Raw genomic sequence first — 20,113 nt, 5'->3', positions numbered from 1 at the left:
ATGGAAAATAATATGCAAATTTCAATGAAATGGACTTTTCTTCTAATCTTGTTTGTTATGTTAAGTAAATACAACATATATATAGGGTTTTCTTTGAAGATATATATGATTTTTCTAGTCATTTATTTTTGTTTAACAATTAAAGATTTTTATATTCGAAAGCTATATTTTCATGAAGTTGTATTTTTACTGTTTTATTTCATCTATTGTTTAAGTGGCATTCTTTCTATATATTTAAGTGCTAGTATTCGTATGATTTTCGGCGTATTACTTGTTTTAGGATGTTATTTTATTATGAGGAATTTACTGGGGAACACCGAAATAGTAGTGCTCGAGTCAGCCATTGTCTATGTAGGATTAGTATTTAATATTGTAAGTCTCATACTCTATATAGTTGGATTACAACATTTTGGATTATATGGCGGAGAAGAGAGAGAGATTTATGCTGGATTATTAGTAGATAGAGGATATCCGAGATTAATTGGATTATTAGATGATCCCAACATCTTTATTTTTTATAATACAATATTTTTTATGTATTATATGACAAATTTATATAATATCACCAACGTAATAGGATTGATTCTATGTGTTACAACGAGTTTATTAACTTTTTCAAGAGGTGGTATTTTAGCAATTGTGCTCGTCATTTTTGTATATGTATGCATGTCCAGTTTTGCCAAAAAAGTAAAAATAATAATGGGCTTAGTATTGCTTAGTGTTGTTATTTTTAGTTTAGCGAATGTAGTAATGGGTGGACAACTAGATGATATATTGAACGGTCGAATTTCTGATTTTTCACGCGATAATGGGAGTGGCAGATTTACACTATGGGAAGCTGCTTTCAAATATTTTTTATCTAATCCATATATCGGTATCGGTGCTTTTAATTTTTCGAATTATTATGAGTATCAGTTCAATGAAAAACTATATGTGCACAATACATTTTTAGAAATTTTATCTGAATCGGGTACAATTGGTTTTCTTTTATATAGCGCTTTTTTATGTATTTTAATGGTGAAGTTGACTAAGTATAACTTGTTTTGTGAAAAGCCATATCTTTTATTGACTATGATTGTATTTTTATTTCAGATGATGTCATTATCACTTATTATTAACGAAGCTTTCTTTCTATTTTTAGCAGTTGTTGTGAAGTACATTTCAACATATGAAGGAAGGGGAATGATAGATGGTAAAGTGTCTATCAGTACATAACGAGGTGCCTTGTATTTCCATAATAACACCTTCTTATAATAGTTTACGTTTTATTGGTGATACAATCAGATCTGTGCAGAGTCAATCTTATAAAAATTGGGAAATGCTTATCGTTGATGATGCTTCAACGGACCACTCAGCTGTAAAAATTAAAGAGATGATAGAAGGGGATTCACGAATTCGGTTATTATCATTAGAAGAAAATATGGGGGCTGCTAAAGCTCGGAATATAGCGATTAAAGAAGCGAGAGGAAGGTATATTGCTTTTTTAGATAGTGATGATATTTGGCTACCAAATAAATTGGAGACGCAATTGTTATTTATGGAAGAAACACATGTTGCATTTTCGTATACGTCCTATAGTTTAATAGATGAAAATAATAATGATCTGAATAGAGAGGTGAACGTACCGGAATTTGTTGATTATCATTATTTAGTGGGAAACACAATTATTGGGTGTTTAACAGTGATGCTTGATCGTGAGAAGATTCCTTGTATTGAAATGCCCAGTGTGCAGCCTGAAGATACAGCGTTATGGCTACAATTGTTATATAAAGGATATGAAGCGAAAGGGATACAGCAGGTATTGGCAAAATATAGAATTGTTACAAATTCTGTTTCAAGAAATAAAATAAGGGCGGCCTTCCGATATTGGAAGCTGTTAAGAGCACAAAAACCACTTAATTCATTGCAAACCTTTTTTTATTTTAGTAAGTATGCTTATCATGCTTACAGAAAAAATAAAATCAATGTAGTTGGGAAGACGCAAGTATGAATATATTGTTGATGACAGATAAATTGATAACTGGGGGAGCCGAGAGTTACTTCTGTAAATTGGAAAACAATTTGCAATATGAAAACATTACGGTTTATACAGCTGCAGGTGAGGGAGAATTATATCAATCTCTTACTAGAAAAGAAAATTTCATGTTACTTAGTCGATGGAATCATTTGAGAAATATTCATTACTTACGAAAAGAGATTTATAAACGAAAGATAGAACTTATTCATGCAAATAGTTTGCGAATGGTATTATATGCATTTCTACTTCAAAAGTTTATTAAAAGAAAGATAAAAATCGTGTATACGAAACATAATGTAACGATACTAGAAAAGAAAATGCCAATTCTTTTTCGTTATGTCATGAATAAATATGTGAACAATATTATTACAGTAAGTGAATTTGAAAAGAATAACTTAATTTCAATTCATGTAGCTGAAGAGAAAGTAAAGACAATTTACAACGGTGTGGATATTGAAAAATTTTTATTCCAGCAGAAAAAGAAAGAATCTACTTATAAAGTAGGTATATTAGCTAGATTATCCAAGGAGAAAAATCATCAACTATTTGTTAAAATTGCAAATGTGTTAAAAAAGAGAAATGATTTTATGTTTTATATTGCTGGTGATGGACCAGAGAAAGAATCTATTATGAAAGAAATAGAAAAATATGACTTGCAACAAAGTGTAAAGATGTTAGGAAATATTTCAGAGCCACATAAGTTTATAGGAAATATGGATGTATTACTTTTATTATCTTTTCGTGAAGTGTTTCCAATGGTAGTAATTGAAGCAATGGCTACAGGAACACCAATTGTTTCAATAGATGTCGGCGGAATAAATGAAGCGGTAATAGATGGAGAATCAGGTGTTTTAATATCTGAATATTGCGAATCTGAATTCGCAGACGTGCTGGAGGAATTACAAGGAAATGAAGAAAAGGTGAATGATATTAGAGTGAAAGCGCGAGAAAAAGCGGAAAGAAATTTCTCGTTAACTAAAATGGTAGAAGAAACGAAGGATATATATGAATTAAACAAATGACCGTGGAGGTCGTTTGTTTTTTTTATGATACAAACTTTTAATAGAGAACTCACATATTATATGAAAAAGGCAATATGAGGAGTGAATTTATTTTGTCAGAATATATTTCTTCACAAGAGGAGTGTGCGCCAGAAAATAGTGTTCATATTGATTGCTTTGGTGCAGTTCCGAATTCAGGAAGTGATAGTTCGTTAGCGATTCAACAAGCGATTAATTATTGTGTAGCGAACCGAATTTCGACGGTAAGAATTACAGGGGTTAATACGTATAAAATATTGAAGCTGATTGTTATTAAATCCAACGTAAGATTAGAGTTAGATCCTACCGTAACGCTGCAAATTGATGGAGATTTTAATGCGTTTGAGTTACAAAGTAATGCTTCTATAACTGGCGGTACTATTCAAGTTATTAATCAAGTATTTCAGTCATCTGTTATTTATGTTTCCGGTTCACAACAAATAGAAGTGCCTAATCAATCTGTCATATCAAATATAAATATAATAAATACCACACCATCATATAAAGGAAAAGCTATACATTTTTATTGTCAAAAAGCGTGGGATTATATTAGTTTCTTTCAAGTTAACTATGTTCAAGTTAAAAATTTTCAAACTGCAATATATTTAAAAACGGAATATGTAGACAATATAAATACACCTTGCTGGATTAACGCAAATGTATTTCAATCTATATTTATTGATGGATGTCAGTATGGAATAGAAGTAGATGGGAATAGTGATTTACCAAATGAAAGTTCAGGAAATACGTTTCATGATATTCAAGTGCAATGTAGACAACGAACGAAAAAAGCAATTCGTTGTTCAGGTGCTTATAATACATTCAACTGTATGATTTGGGATACGTACAGGATGAGTAGTGAACAAATAGTAATTGAATTTTCTTCCAATTCCCATCGTAACTACCTTTTTTCAAATTTACTTTCAACAACTATTGTAGATAACGGACAATACAATGTTTGTAAGTCTACTTATGAAGAATCACTTCGGATTCAGTTACCTTTGACGCTGAATAAACCACATTTAATAGGAAATCAAGATGATATTTTAGTAAATGCTCAGCTGAAGTATAGTGTCAAGCAAGTAAGTGGGAAATTACCTTACGGAGGAAATATCGCTAATTGTTTTAATTTAATAGATGAACAAAGTGTGAATTATATTGATGTTCCAGATAGTAATCCAGTTGTTATTGAATTGGACTTTACGAAAAATCCGATCAAAATGTTGAATTGTATTGGGATGTACTTTGGATGGGGAGAGAGCCCAAAGAAAATTAAAATTGAATATGCATTAAGTGCAACTGGGAGTTGGATTATCGCGGCAGATGTTCCATTAAATGTTGGAGATACAGTTATATCGAATATGAAAGCTAATCAGTTATATAAAGTAAGAATTACATTGAGTGGTTACTCTCAAGACCATAAGCGTTTTCGAATTAATCGTATTTTTGCAAGGTCTTCTATGGAAAATGGAAATGCTTGGTTAGCGACAACTGGTGGAAGAATGTTTGGAGATATTGAGCTGGAAGCGAGTCAAGGTGTAATTATGAAGACTGCTAGTGGAGCGAAATGGAAAGTTACTATTAATGAAGTTGGTCAGCTTATTACGACTAAAATAACGTGAGATGATCCTGTCTTTGTATAATTTTGGACGAGTACTAGGCGACGTGATAAAGTGAAACTTTAATCAGTGGGTTTTTGTCCATCCCCCACTGATTATTAGCCCGCATTAATGGGGCTTTTACGGGCAGCTCGACTCCACCTAACTTCCTCGTATTCGCCGAATTTTGAGGTGGGAGCCTTACTACCCGCAAATAGCGGGATAAATTCAATTTAAAAGAGAAATGTGTAGTCTGTGGAATGAAAAAAAGATTGTAATTTGGTCCAAATCAACCAAAATACAATCTTTTTTGTTGTACTGAATTACTGCCACCAAATCCAAGTCCAAAAGTAATTTCGTATATTTCGAGGAGTAATGCGTATGAAACGTTCACCGTCAAAGAAACAATTTAAATTTGGAAGTGTTTCATCTGGATTTTCTGGAATAAAGGTGACGATGTTTTCGTTACTTGTAATGGTTACTGTGATTGGTGGATCGGTAGGAGAGACTTGAAGTTGTAAAGAAACGTTTGCCGTGTTTTTAAATTCATTATTAATAGGTGGGCTTATCACTTGTACTGTGAATAACACGATAATTGTTTCGTTCGGTTCCAAATTAGTAGCGACTAGGAAACCGATATTCGGATTCGCTAGTGGAGAGCGTTCCCCATTAATGAAGACCGTACCGTTCATAAATTGTAAACCTGCTGGAATGGTGTCTTGTAATGAAATATTTGAAAGTGAAATCTCGGAAGTATTCGTAATACGCACTGTATAATCAAAATATTGGTTTAAATAAGCAGAGCTGACGGAAGCATTTTTTATCACTGCTGCCGTTATAAATTGAACTGGTATACGAACAATATTCGAATTGACAATGAAAATAATAATTGGATCCTGTGGTGTCAATTGGAAAGCAGCTGTAACTGTTGCGGAATTGATAATTGAACTGTTTGAAGGAATAGAAGTTACGAGAACTTTAAATGTTATAGTTGTTACTCCATCTGCAGGTAAAGCGCCGATATTAATACCAGTGTCTGGTCGAATATTTGGAACCGGAGTACCGTTAATTGTTACACTGTTTTCTATAAATGTTGTACCAGCTGGAATCATATCTAAAACGGAAGTACTTACTGTAGGAATTGGGGAATGATTAAATACCTCTAATGTGAATGTAATAATATCTCCTATAACGACAATAGATTTATCTGCTGTTTTCTCAATGTTAATCATTGGCTCGATTAGTGTTGTTGTAACAGTATTTGTTTGCTTTGTAATTGTAATAGGTGGTTCATTCGGATCAATGATAACAGTATAGGAAATAGTAGCATCGTTATTGATTGTAGGTTGAAGAGTCGAAGAAGATACTGTTACTTGGAAAGTAATGATAGCAGATTCATTAGGGGCAAGGTTTCCTAATGTAATACCATTTTCGGGATTCGCATTCGGCTGATTGACTCCGTTAATCGTAACACTACCAGTAATGAAAGTTGTATCTACTGGTACGGTGTCTATGGCAAGAAGGTCTTCAATCGTTACATTACCGCTATTAGTAATTGTAATTGTATACGTTAAAGTTTGACTAGGTAATGCATTCGTGGCATTAACAGATTTTATGGCAACGACATTATCATTTTGGACAGTTGTTGTGACAGTATTTGTTGTAGTCGTATTTGTAACAGGTAAGTTATTTGGGTTGACTATATAGTTAAAAGTAGTAATTGCTTTGTTGCTGAGTTCATTTGGTGTTGGAATAGAAGTCACAGTTACTTGGAAGGAAGCGATGGCATCTCCACCTACAATTATAGTACCAATTGGTATGCCGCTTACTGGATTAACTCCCGGAACAGTTTCTCCGTTTACAATGACACTATTTTCTATAAACGTAGTACCTTGAGGAATAATATCTTGAATGATTACATCATCTGCTGAAACATTACCAGTTTGATTTAGTGTAATCGTATACGTTAACGTATCACCGACCGTTGCAAATGCAAGGTCAACAGCTTTATTGCTATTTAAATTCGCGTGATGAATTTCTGTTACGGCAGCTGATGAAATAATAGTTTCGGTAATAGGTGGCCTATCTGGTACCGTGTATTCATATTCAATTGTACTCGTGTTAGAGATTGGATTTGTTTGCGGAATGGAAGTAACCCGGACTTGGAATAGAATAGTTGCTGTCGTATTAGGCGGAATGTTATCAATTGGTATACCGCTAAGTGGATTGTCATTTGGACGAGCGTTGCCATTCACAATAACACTATTCTCTATAAAGCTCGTATTTGCTGGAATGATATCTGTAACAATAATGTTTTCCACTTGTATATTCCCATTATTTATGATGGGAATTGTGTAAGGGATAATAGCTTGTAGGTCAGCATATTGGATAGGCGTTGTTTTTGTAGCAATTACATTAGCAGAAATAACTTCAGTGAAGGTAATATTACTAGTCGATATTTGTTCTTCGCCATTTATTGTATAACGAGAAGTTGATTGATTTTGAACATGGCCGCTAGCTGGAAGAGCTACGACGGTAACAGAAAATGTGACTGGGATAGAAATGTCAGGAGCAATCGTTCCTACAAGTATACCGGCACTTGGATTGGCGTTAAGCTGAGGAATATTATTTACTAAAACACTACCGTCTATAAAGGTTGTTCCATCAGGAATATTGTCTGTAAATACAACAGCAGTAGCATCCGTATTCCCTGTATTCGTTAAAGTTGTTGTATAAGTTAAAATGTCACCAATTGTTACAGAGGTGAAATCAACAGTTTTAAGTGAAACGATATCAGCGTCATTAATTTGGACGAAAGTAGTATTAGAAGTAGTAGATTTTTGAATTGGTGCAAAGTCAGGGTTGAAAATAAAGTCGTAGACGATATTTGCAGTATTAGGTGTTGGATTTACAGCTGGTAAATTCGCAACGGAAACTTGGAATGTTATTGTTGTCGATTGACCTGACGCGATATTAGGAATGGAAAAGCCGATATTCGGATCTGCTGCAGGAAGTACAGTATTGTTAACTATTACACTTCCCGGAATAAATACTGTTCCATCCTCTATAGTATCTGTAAAAAAGATGGAGTTAGTTGTAGTGGATCCGTTATTTTGGATTAATACTGTATATTCAATGATTTCATCAATATTAGCTAATACTTTATTAGCGGATTTTGTAGCGATAAGAATAGCGTCAATAAATTGTATATTTGTAGTATTGGAAGAGGTCGTTTCTGAAATTGGTGGTAAGCTTGGGTCTGGTTGATACTCATAGTGAATGACGGCGATATTATTAATGTTATTTTGAGAAGGTATAGAGACTACATTTACTTGGAACGTAACAATAATCGTATTATTTGGAAGGATAATATCAAGGGTGATTCCGGTAATTGGATTTTCGTTAGGTCTTGGTATGCCATCTACAAGGATGCTATTTGGAACGAATGTGGTGCCAGCTGCAATTGCGTCAATTAGGAGAGTATTTGTAATAGGTACTGTACCAGCGTTTGTAACGGCGACTGTATATGTGATGATTTGACCGATGCGTGTAATGGATCTATTGGCGGATTTAATTGCACTAATATTTGCCGTCCGCACTTCCGTGTTTACTGCATTTGATAACGATCTACGCTGAGTAATCGGAGAGCTAGGGTCAATTTGGTATTCGTACGAAGTGTCTGAAATATTAATGACTGTATTGCCGGACGGTATATTTGTAAGTTGTACTTGGAATGAAATAGTGACTGTTTCATTTGGTTGTATCGTGCTGAGAGTTACTCCGTTTTCAGGATTTGCGCCAGGCTGAATCACATTATTTATTGATAAGCTATCTTCAATGAATATAGTACCTTCTGGAATGTTATCAATAAACACGGTATTGTTAGCTGGAATGGTTCCTATATTTTGTAGTGTATTTGTGTAGGTAATAATTTGCCCAATTGATACGAAAGTTACATCCGCGCTTTTAACAGAAATAATATTTGCATTTTGAAGTGATGTTGTAACAATGTTAGAATTTGCAGAGCGATTCACCGGTGGAGCTGTAGGAATACTTACATATTGGTAATTTGCAGAAGATTGATTTACAATTTCGGTTTCAGTAGGTGGATTGTTTGTTTGCACTTGAAATAGTATTGTTTTGGAACTGTTTGCTGGAATCGTTCCAATTGGCATTCCGTTTTCTGGATTTACACCTGGTTGCAGGACACCGTTAATTGTGACACTATCGGGAACGAATGTAGTCCCAGCTGGAATAGAATCTGTAAAAATAATATTTATTGCGTCAACATTGCCGATATTTTTCACTTCAGAAATATAAAGTATAGTTCCGCCAATATCTACAGTTATTGGATTGGACGTTTTTGTAATTGTCAATTGTGCTTGCACAAAATTTGTAATGACAATATTACTTGTAGATGTTTCAGTAATAGGCGGCTGGCTTGGATCTGGTTGAATTGTATATGTTGTATTGGATTGATTTGTAATAGAATCTTGCGAGAATGAATTATTAATAAGAATTTGAAACGAAATAAGGTGAGTAGCGTTTGCTGCAAGGTTAGGCAAAGTAACACCTACGTTTGGATTGGCACCAGGTATAGCTGTTCCGTTAAGTGTAAAACTATTTTCTACGAATGTAGTCCCATTTGGAGTAGAATCTAAAAATGAGAGATTAGTTGCTGAGATATTTCCGTTATTTTCTAATGTTATCGTGTAGGTCAAAATATCGCTAGTTGTTGCTTGTTGTGCATTGACTGCTTTTAAAGAAATGATAGTCGCATCTGAAATTTGTGTGGATGCTGGATTAGAAGTAATTGTACGAGAGATGATAGGAGAGGTTGGATCGGCGATAAAAGTATAGTCAATACGGGCTGTATTAGAAATTGGATTCACGCTTGGAATGGATTGAACGATAACTTGGAATGTGACGGTGACGATTTCTGACGGCGCGATGGCGTTTAATGGTATCCCTATGTTTGGATCGGCACCTGGAACGGAAACGCTATTAATGGTCACGCTATTAGGAATAAATGCAGTTCCTTCTGGGACCAAATCTGTTAAATTAACTGTATTTGCAGTTGTATTTCCGTTATTTTGAACGACTACTGTGTAAGTGATTGTACCGTTAGTAGATTGTACGAGAGAATCTGTATTTTTAATTACGGATAACGATGCATCAACGACAGCTGTATTAACCGTATTAGATGAGGATGTTGCTGTAACTGGAGGTTGACTCGGATCGACAATATACGTGTAACTTGTAATAGCTTGATTTATAATTGCCCCTTGCGGTGGAATAGAACTTGCAAGAAATTGGAACGTAATAGTAGCAGAATCACCTGGTGCGATAATGCCAACAGGAATACCGAGAGTTGGACTTGCATCTGGAAGTGAAATCTGGTTAAGTGTAACACTATTTGGAACAAATAATGCCCCTTCAGGAATTCCATTAATGAGTAATACAGAATTTGCAGGGAAGTTTCCAGTGTTTGTTAATGTTGCTGTATACGTAATTACATCTCCGATAGATACGATTGTTCGATTTGCTTGTAAAACAGTTGTAACAGTAGCGTTATTAATTTGTGTTGAAGCGCTATTAGAATTTATCGTCCCTGTAACAGGAGGGGCTGCCGGGTCAACAATGAATGCGTATTGAATAGATGCTACGTTTGTAATTGGGTTTGAAGGTGGAGTAGATGTAACTATGACTTGGAAAGTAACAGTTAAGGAACTACCCGCGCTAATAGTTCCGATATTAACTCCGTTATTTGGATTTGCACCTGGAATGGTACTTCCATTTACAGCAAAACTATTTTCAACAAAGGTCGTTCCTATTGGAATCAGGTCTGAGAAGTTTAGATTCGTAGCGTTTGTATTGCCGCTATTTTGAATCAAAACTGTATAAGTGATCGTGTCTCCGATATTTGCAAAAGCTGTATTAGCAGTTTTTACAGCTGAAAGTATCGCTGAATTAATAGAAGTAACGAAGACGTTCGTTTCCACATTGCCAGGCTGGGCTTGTAATGAATTGCCTACGTTATATTGGAAGTTAACAAATCCTAAGTTTTGGAGTTCAGGTGTGAACGTTGTTGGATTGCTTACAATTTGAACTTGGAACATAATTGTTACGATTTGATTTGGAGTTATCGTATTTATGCCAACACCGCTAATAATAGAAGCGGATGGTAATGGAGTGCCATCAACAACAACTGATCCAGCAACAAATTGTGTCCATGTTGGTAAAGGATCTGAAAAAATAACGTTGTTAGCAGGAATATTTCCTGTGTTCGTAATAGTAGTTGTATACGTAATCGTATCACCGATCGTTGCAAAAGCTTTATCTCCTATTTTAATAGTGTTTAAAATAGCACTTTCAATTTTTGTTGTAACGCTGTTAGAAGTAATATTTTTTGAAACTGGAGGATTTGCTGGATTAACGATATGTTGGAAGCTAACGCTAGCTTGGTTGGAAATTGGATTTATAGGCGGAATTTCATTGGCATTAATATGAAATGCTACGATGACAGATTGGTTTGGCGCGATATCACCAATTGGAACACCTGTAATTATATTTGCATTTGGGATGCTAATTCCGTTAAGTGTAAAACTATTCGGTTCAAAGGAAGTTCCGGCTGGAATAAGGTCGGTAAAAATAACATTCGTTGCACTAACATTTCCGCTATTTGTAATTGTAACGGAGTAGACGATATCCTGCCCGATATCTACCGTTTCCGCATTTGAATTTTTTTGTGCAGTAAGGATAGCGCTATTAATTTGGGTTGTCGTTGTATTCGATTGATTGGAAGTTGTAATAGGTGACTGGCTAGGATCAACGACATAATGATATGTGGTAGAAGCAAAATTAGAAATTGGATTAAGTGTTGGAAGTGTAGTAACAGTTGCTTGGAATGTAACGATTGCCGTATTACCCCCATTAATTGAACCTATGTTTACACCAGTAGACAAATCAGCGTTTGGAATGGTTTGCCCATTAACTGTGAAACTGTTTGGAATGAAACTTAAATTGCTATCAAGAATATCGATAATAGTTACATCAGTTGCAGCCACATTCCCTGTATTAGGAAGGTTAAGTGTAAATGTTATTGTATTACCAACATCCGCAAAAGTAAGATTTGCTGTTTTTGTACTAATAATATGTGCGTTGTTTATTTGAAGAAGTGTAGTGTTGGAGCTAGCTGTATTCGATACCGGCGGATTACCTGGATCAACAGTAAACTCATATGTCGTTGATGCTGTATTCGGTGCTGGATTAATAGGTGGAATGCTGTTCACTGTAACTTGAAAGACGATACTATATATTTCATTTGGTGGAAGTGCTGCAAGTAATACACCTGTATTTGGATCCGCATTAGGTTGTAAAATGCCATCGACAGTTAATGTGTTAGGAATAAATGTGAGTCCACTTGGTAATACATCTGTGAATACAATATTAGTTGCATCCGTATTGCCTACATTGGCAATAGAAGTAGTGTAAAAAGCAGTTTGCCCGACATCTGCAAAGGATAGACTTTCATTTTTCGTCATAGATAATATAGCTTCTCTAATTTGTGTTGAAACAGGATTACTAATTGAAGTTTCTGCATCAGGCGGTGAGACTAATTGGTACGATGTCGATGAGAAATTTACAATTGGATTTTCAGTTGGTAATGAGGTCACGTTTACTTGGAAGGAAACATTTACTGTAGACCCAGCTGTTATAGGCCCAATATTTACACCGTTCGTTGGATTCGCACCACTTTGAGGAATTCCATTGATAGAAAATGTGTTTGCAATAAAAGTAGTTCCGCTCGGCACGGTATCTGTGAATATAACATTTTGTGCGGAGGAATTTCCATTGTTTGTTAAAGTGACAGTATAAGTGAGTGTGTCTCCGATATGGCTAAATGCTTTATCAACTTGCTTTGATGAAAGAATGGTAGCTGTATTAATTGTAGTAAACGTTGTGTTTGAAGTAACATTTCTTGAAACAATTGGTGCATTTGGATCAGCGATAAATGTGTAAGAAGCAGTCGCGGAATTGGCAATAGGATTTTGGGCTGGTGTAGAAGTAGCGGTAACTTGAAATGCAATAGATATTGAGCTGTTAGGAGCAATTGATCCAATCGTTATACCTGTATTAGGATTAAGACCAATTTGTGTGATGCCATCTATTGTAACGCTATCAGTAATAAACGTTGTACCATCTGGAATAAGGTCAGTGAAAGTAATGTTAGTTGCATTTGTATTACCACTATTCTTTAAAATGGTCGTATAGGTAATGGCATCACCTAGTGTTACAAGCGTTTGATCGACTGATTTTACCATCGTTATCATGGCATCTAGTACAGGATTTGTAACGATATTCGTTGAAATAGAAGTTGTAATAGGAGCTCCGCTTGGATCAACAGTATAAGAATATAAAATTGTGTCATTAACCATAATCGAGCTTGAAGGGGGAATAGAAATAACATTTACTTGGAAAGTAACAGTTACTGTTTCACCGGGTGCGATATTTGGTAAATTCACTCCAAGTGCTGGTTGCGCACCAGGTTGCTGAACTCCATTTACTGTAACTGAATTTGGTATGAATGTAGTGCTAGCTGGAATAGCGCTTGTGAATGTTATATTCGTTGCTGCTGTATTCCCTGTATTTGTAATAGTAGTGGTATACGTAATCGTATCTCCAACTGAAACTATAGATTTATCAGCACTTTTTTGGGTTGTTAAAATTGCACTATTAATAGTTGTCGAAACCGCATTAGATACATTCGTTTGTGATACGGCAGGTTGGCTAGGATCGACCACATGTGCAAATTGTACAGAACTAAAATTAGAAATTGGATTTATACTTGGAATGTTTGTAACAAGTACGTTGAGAGTAATAATGGCCGTTCCACCTGGATTTATATTTTCAATCTGTATCCCGCTAGCTGGATTTCCAATTTGCTGTGTACCAGAATCGCTTGTAAGAGTCCCGGAAATAAATGTCGTTCCATCAGGCAAAATATCCGTGAAAATTATATTTTGTGAAGTGACATTTCCAGGGTTATTTAATGTAATTGTATAAGAAATGGTATCGCCGATCGTTGCGAAATTTTTATCCGCGGATTTAACCGCTACAATTTCCCCGGAATTTATTTGTGTCGAAACAGAATTGGATGTTGTACTTCGTGAAACGAGTGGTAAATTAGGTCCTGTCATAAATTGATAATTAATAGAAGCATCGTTTACAACCGGTGAGTTTGGTCCCCCAGGCCCAATTGTGAAAATTGGATTTGGAATACTAACTACTTGCACGCGGAAGGTGACGTTTATAAAATCTCCTGCAATAATATCTCCAATTGGTATCCCATTCGCTGGATTTACTCCAGGTAATAAAACCCCACCTACTCGAACGCTATCTTCTATAAATACTGTATTATTTGGAATCGGATCTGTAAAAATGATATTAGTAGCAGTCGTGTTCCCTATATTTTCTAATAAAACAGTATACGTTAAAAATGAATTTCCAGGTGCTACGTCAGAAAAGATACGATCCACACTTTTCGTTGCTTGAATGATTGCTTCATTTATTTGAACTAAGACCGGATTACTAGTAGCCGTTTCTGTAACAGGCGGCTCGGTAGGATCAATAATGATAGAGTATGTTGTACTAGATTGGTTCATCGTAGGGTTTGAAGCTGGTATTGAACCGACAATAGCTTGGAAGCTGATGGTTGTCGTTCCTCCAACTGGAATTGGGTCTAAAGGAACCCCGTTATCTGGCCTAAATCCGAGTTGTGGGGTGGTATTAATTTGTACGCTATCAGGAACGAATGAAAGTTCAGGTGGTAATATATCGATAAAAACAGGTGTGTTTGCAGTTGTATTTCCGTTATTAGTGAGAGTAGTTGTATACGTAATTGTATCGCCAACAGCAGCAAATGCACTGCTCGCAGTTTTTGTTGCGATAACGGAAGCAGTATTTACTTGTGTAAAAGTTTTATTGGATTTAACTGTTCGTGAAACAGGTGGTTCATTAATATCTACAATAAAACTATATTGAACCGATGATTTATTAGGGATTGGATTAGGATTTGGAATCGTTGTAATGTTTACTTGAAAGCTGAGTATAACTGATGCATTTGAATTTATGTTACCGATATTGATACCATTTTGTGGATTTGCATTAGGAATGGTTGTTCCATTTACTGTAAAACTATTTGGAATAAACGTTGTACCATCTGGAATTAAATCTGTAAAAATAACATTGTTTGCGGTAGTGTTACCGGAATTAGTAATGGTAGAAGTGAAAGTAAGTGTTTCTCCAATAGTAGCGAATGTTGAATTGACAGTTTTATTTATAGATAGAGTAGCATCAATAATTGGAGTAACCGTTGTGTTTGTAATTGTACTACCAACAGCAGGTGATTGGTTTGGATTCACTGTATATTCATAATTTACAAGGGCGTTATTTGTTAATGTGCCACTAGGCGGTATCGCTAAAATTTGTGCTTGAAAAGCAATAAATACAGTATTACCTGGTGGAATATCTGCTAAGTGAATACCAAGTGATGGATCTAATCCTGGTTGTGGAACATTATTGATAGTTACGGAGTTTTGGATAAATGAAGCTCCTGCGCCAAGCCCATCCGTTAAAACATTTGCACTAGCAGGGATATTTCCAGTGTTTGTAACTGCAATCGTATAGGTAACGATATCTCCAATTGCAGCTGTCGATGTATTCACTGATTTAGTAGCGACGATCGTAGCGTTATTAATTTGAGTTGTTATTACGTTACTTAACGCATTGGCGGATGCTGGAGGTAAGTTAGGATTTACGACATATTGGTATGCTGTATTACTTTGATTAGGGATTGGGTTCGGATTCGGGATGGAATTTACTTGTACTTGGAACGAAATTATCGTATTTGCATTCGGATTTATTGGATCAATTGCTATCCCATTCGCTGGATTTACATTAGGCAGTATATTCCCATTTACTGTTACACTATTAGGAATAAACGATGTCCCGTTTGGAATTACATCTGTAAAAGTCACGTTTGATGCAAGAGTGTTCCCACTATTCGTTAAAGTAGTCGTGTACGTAATAATATCATTTACGTTAGCGAACTGTTTATCTGCAGATTTTGCAGCGGTAATCGTAGCGTTATTAATTGTTGTTTGTACCGTGTTAGAAGCCACCATCTGCATTACAGCTGGTTTGGATGGATCGTACGTATATTGGAATGTTGTGCCTGATTGATTTGTAATCGGATTTACAGCAGGGATATTTGGTACAAAAACCTGGAATGAAACGGTACGTGATGAATTTGCCCCGATCGTACCGATCAAAATACCGTTAGCAGGATTTGCATTTGCTATAGGGACATTGTTAATCGTTACAGTATTAGGAATGAACAGGGTACCCGCTGGAATGATATCTGTAAACGTTACATTAGAAGCAGGGATATTCCCGTTATTTGTTAAAATAGTCGCATATAATATGACATCACCAACATCAGCGAAATTTGTGCTCGTTAGTTTTGTAGCAACAATATTAGCAGTATTAATTTGTGTAGTTACTATATTGCTAGCAGCGTTTCTAACAACAGCAGGTAAACTCGGATCAGCGATAAAGCTATATTGAAGTGAAGCGCTATTTTGAATTGGATTTGGTGAAGGTAGCCCATTTGCACTTATTTGAAAAACAATCGTTGTAAAACCACCAGCAGGAATGGAGCCGACTTGAAGGCCGGTACTTGGGTCTGCACCTAGCTGTAAAGCGCCACCTATAAAAATACTATTTGGTACGATAGTGGTGCCGGGAGGGATTATATCGGTAACAATAACATTGTTTGCTGTAGTATTGCCAAGGTTAGCTAAGGAAATTGTATATGTGATTGGTTGCCCGACATCAGCAATAGTTAAATCTACTTGTTTGACAATAATTACATTTGCTAAATTAATTTGTGTACTTACAGTGTTACTTAAAGATGTTTCTATAATTGGTGGATCGCCAGGATTTAGAATAAAGCTATACTGTGTACTAGATGAATTTATTGTTGGATTTTGTGCTGGTAAAGAGGTGACAGTTACTTGATAAGAGACGGTAAGTGAGCCGTTAGCAGGAATGGAAGGTAACGGAACACCTATATTTGGATCTGCGTTATTTTGGAGCACACCATTAATAAGGAAAGTGTTTGGGATAAAGGTAGTACCGTCTGGATTCGTATCTACGAAAGTAGGACTATCAGCAGAAACACTTCCTGCATTCGTTAAAATAACGGTATAAGTTAATATATCCCCTACGGTAGCGAACGCTCGATCCACTGTTTTGGCTGAAATGACATTTGCATCGTTTACTTGAGTAAATGTAGTGGTTGAAGTAGTGTTCTTACTTACAGGTGAAGCGTTTGGATCAACAATAAAGTTATAGGAAATGGAGGCACTATTCGAAATAGGATTTGGGTTTGGAATACTAGTTATTAATACCTGGAATGAAGCTGTAATTGTAGTATTAGCATTGATGCTACCAATATTGATGCTAGCTGGTGTTGCGCCCGGCTGAGTAACACCGTTAACTATAACACTGTTCGGTACGAAGGAAGTACCATTTGCAATTGAATCGGATAGTAATACATTGTTCGCCGCAACATTTCCATCGTTTGTAAGAGCAAAGGTGTAAGTTAATACATCTCCAACTTCCGCAAATGTTTTATCCACAGATTTTATAGCATGTAGATTTGCTAGTCTAATTGTTGAGGCAACAGAATTAGAATTTGCTGTTTTTGAAATTGGCGGCAGGCTTGGGTTTACAGTGTAAATATAAGAGGCGAAAGCATTATTAATGATAGGATTTTGGGAGGTAATGTTGATGACTGTTACTTGGAACGATAAGGTGAAAGTAGCTCCGCCAGGAATTGTACCGATAGGTAAGGCAATAAGAGAAGTTACATTTTGCAAAACGCCGTTTAGCGTTACAGTACCTGGAGTCAATATCGTTCCATTTGGAAGTGGATCGGTTAGCTGTACGTTCGTTGCAGCAGTATTTCCACTGTTTGTAATAAGGACTGTATAACTGATTGTATCTCCAATTGTAGCAAATTGTTTATTTGTCGATTTTGTTAATGTTAAATTCGCATTGTTAATTTGAGTGGTAACGACGTTAGAAGCGATGTTTTTCGTAACGGGTGATTGACTAGGGTTGACAGTATACTGATAAGAAGCGCTTGATCCATTAGATACGATATTTGCTGGAGGTATTGTGTTTACTACTACTTGAAATGAAACGTTTTTTGTCGTACCAGTTGGGATGGAGCCTATGTTCACACCATTAGCGGGATTAGCGCCAACTTGTGTCGAGCCATCTATTGTTAAACTGTTTAGGACAAAAGTTGTTCCTGTAGGAATGACATCTGTAAAAATAACATTGTTCGCATTCGTATTACCTGTACCTGTAAAGGCAACAGTGTAAGTCAGTGTATCGCCAATATCTGCATAGTTTTTATCTACTGCTTTCGTCATTGTTACAGTAGCATTATTCACTTGCGTGGAGACAATATTCGTCGTGTCAGTCCCGCTTACTGCCGGCTGGTTTGGTACAGGAATGTATTGATATGTTGTTGTACCACTATTTAATATTGGATTTGTTTGTGGGATAGAAGGAACGAATACTTGAAAGGAAATAGTAGTAGTAGAATTTGCAGCAATAGATCCAATTGATATACCATTAGCGGGATTTGCTCCAGCTTGAGTAACTCCGTTAACAGTTACACTCCCTGGAATGAAAGTAGTCCCGCTAGGAATCGGATCTGTATATATAACATTAGTTGCAGCGATATTTCCTATATTAGCTAAGGCAATACTGTAAGTTAATGTTTCACCAATATCGGTAAAAAGTTTGTTAACTGATTTTGTGCCATTAATATCTGCGAGGTTAATTTGTGTTCCTGCAGAGTTACTTGTTGCAAGACCGTTAAAAGTCGTTCCTCCGGCAATCGGTGTATATTGAAATGTAATATTAGCAGTGTTAGAGATAGGATTTTGACTTGGAAGAAAAACGACAGTCGCTTGGAAAGCTACTGTACGAGAAGAGCCATTATTAATTGTCCCCAGAGATATACCGGCGACCGGATTTGCGTTTGTTTGTGGTACGTTATCTATTGTTACGCTTCCAGGTATAAAGGAAGTACCGTTAGGGAGAACATCTGTAAAAGTAACGTTATTTGCAGGAAGAAGCCCGGTGTTAGGAACAGTAACTGTATAGGTTAGAATATCTCCAATTGTAGCGACACTTTTATTCACGCTTTTAGCTGCTTGTATATTAGGTGAGTTTATATTGATTTGTAAACCGACTGTATTTAACATATATGCATCCCCGTTAGTAGTTAAACGAATTGCGGCAGATACTTGGGAATTTGTTAAATAAGGAGAAATATCAATGGAAGTAATGTCCCATCCTTGTCTTCCAGCGGAGATATTTGTACTTGTAGAGGCACTCTGGTTTCGCGTTCCAAATGTACCAGTTGTATCTAAGTTCCCTGCAGCATTATTAATTTGAGAACCGAAGAAATTATTAACAGCATTATTTGGCCCAGATAATGCATTTAATGAACTGAAATTTGGTCCAAATAAAGCTTGATCCCCAGTTAAATCAGCATCCCCTTCAGTAGAACTTAAAAATAATCTCCCGCTTACAGGTCCCCCGGCAGGTGTTAAAAACCCTGAGACAGATACATCTGCACTACCGGTTTCTACAGAAACACGGTTACCAGCTACGTAAATTGTTAAATTTCTTGCGGGTAAGGAACCGTTTTGATAAGCGACAATAAGCGTCCATCCTGCAGAATTAATGGCTCCATTAGAAGCGTCTAAAGGATCTACAAGTCCAGGAACAGAACCTGTTGTATAAGATCCAGATCCAGCAGCTTGAACGAGTGACGTTACATCCGCTGATCGTGTATAAAATCCAAATGTGACAGATCCAGAAACGAATGTTTGATTTGAAGCTGTAACAGCCGAAGGGGTAATTGAGTATGTTGACACAGGTGTTGTAAAAGAAACGGGGTTTCCTAATACACTCGTAATGTTTTGATCCCGAGATAAATAGTTTCCACCCCAAACGAGTTCTGCGTAAAGAATAGTACTACCAGCAGGGATATTCAAAATAGCGGTAGAACTATTTTGTGTATAGTTTAACGTTGTACCTGCAGGAAAAGTAGTTACTTGTAAAGCGGTATTCGTAGTTACGAATGCACCAATTGCACCGATTGTACCAGCACGGTTTAGATTGCTAATTTTACTTAAACCTAGTGTGTTTCCTGTAATAGCGAGTGCGCCGTTAGTGGTGGTAGAAAATCGATTCGTAATGGGCATGTTGTCACCTCATTTACAATATAGTCTTGGTCAAAATAGGATATGTGTGTGAGTGATAAAGGGAAACATGTACAAGTTGATTCATGCAGAATGGTTCAAACG

5 protein-coding genes are annotated in these 20,113 nt (G+C 36.1%); 4 read left to right on the top strand and 1 reads right to left on the bottom strand.

The genetic code is table 11. The features are described from left to right. The 4 genes from AC1DKZ_RS05300 to AC1DKZ_RS05285 all read left to right on the top strand — a co-directional run bounded on the left by AC1DKZ_RS05300 (window position 1) and on the right by AC1DKZ_RS05285 (window position 4,679). Window positions 1-1,215, top strand: a complete 1,215-nt coding sequence (locus AC1DKZ_RS05300) for an O-antigen ligase family protein (protein WP_476995757.1) — start codon at window positions 1-3, stop codon at window positions 1,213-1,215. After that, window positions 1,190-1,990 (top strand): glycosyltransferase family 2 protein, encoded by an 801-nt coding sequence (locus AC1DKZ_RS05295; RefSeq protein WP_476995756.1) that lies wholly within the window; start codon window positions 1,190-1,192, stop codon window positions 1,988-1,990. Before AC1DKZ_RS05300 ends, AC1DKZ_RS05295 begins: the two co-directional genes overlap by 26 nt. Further along, entirely contained in the window at window positions 1,987-3,039 is a 1,053-nt protein-coding gene (locus AC1DKZ_RS05290) for a glycosyltransferase family 4 protein (protein ID WP_107886919.1), read from the top strand. The genes AC1DKZ_RS05295 and AC1DKZ_RS05290 overlap by 4 nt, the downstream gene beginning before the upstream one ends. Window positions 3,040-3,131: 92 nt before the next feature. After that, complete coding sequence (locus tag AC1DKZ_RS05285) at window positions 3,132-4,679, top strand: hypothetical protein (RefSeq protein ID WP_476995755.1); 1,548 nt, start codon at window positions 3,132-3,134, stop codon at window positions 4,677-4,679. Window positions 4,680-4,978: 299 nt separating this feature from the next. Here AC1DKZ_RS05285 and AC1DKZ_RS05280 read toward each other — a convergent pair whose 3' ends face one another. Beyond that, window positions 4,979-20,011: a DUF7507 domain-containing protein gene (locus AC1DKZ_RS05280; protein WP_476995754.1), complete on the bottom strand. Its 15,033-nt coding sequence runs from the start codon at window positions 20,009-20,011 to the stop codon at window positions 4,979-4,981. Window positions 20,012-20,113: the final 102 nt, after the last annotated feature.

It is taken from the genome of Bacillus sp. 05T21 (genome assembly GCF_056396785.1).
The sequence above is the reverse complement of the archived record's forward strand: the minus strand, read 5'-3'. Positions and strand labels throughout refer to the sequence as shown.

Bases quoted from the DNA above. Each gene is read 5' to 3' on its own strand.
- AC1DKZ_RS05300 (WP_476995757.1), top strand. From the start codon at position 1: ATGGAAAATAATATGCAAATTTCAATGAAATGGACTTTTCTTCTAATC.
- AC1DKZ_RS05295 (WP_476995756.1), top strand. From the start codon at position 1,190: ATGGTAAAGTGTCTATCAGTACATAACGAGGTGCCTTGTATTTCCATA.
- AC1DKZ_RS05290 (WP_107886919.1), top strand. From the start codon at position 1,987: ATGAATATATTGTTGATGACAGATAAATTGATAACTGGGGGAGCCGAG.
- AC1DKZ_RS05280 (WP_476995754.1), bottom strand. From the start codon at position 20,011: ATGCCCATTACGAATCGATTTTCTACCACCACTAACGGCGCACTCGCT.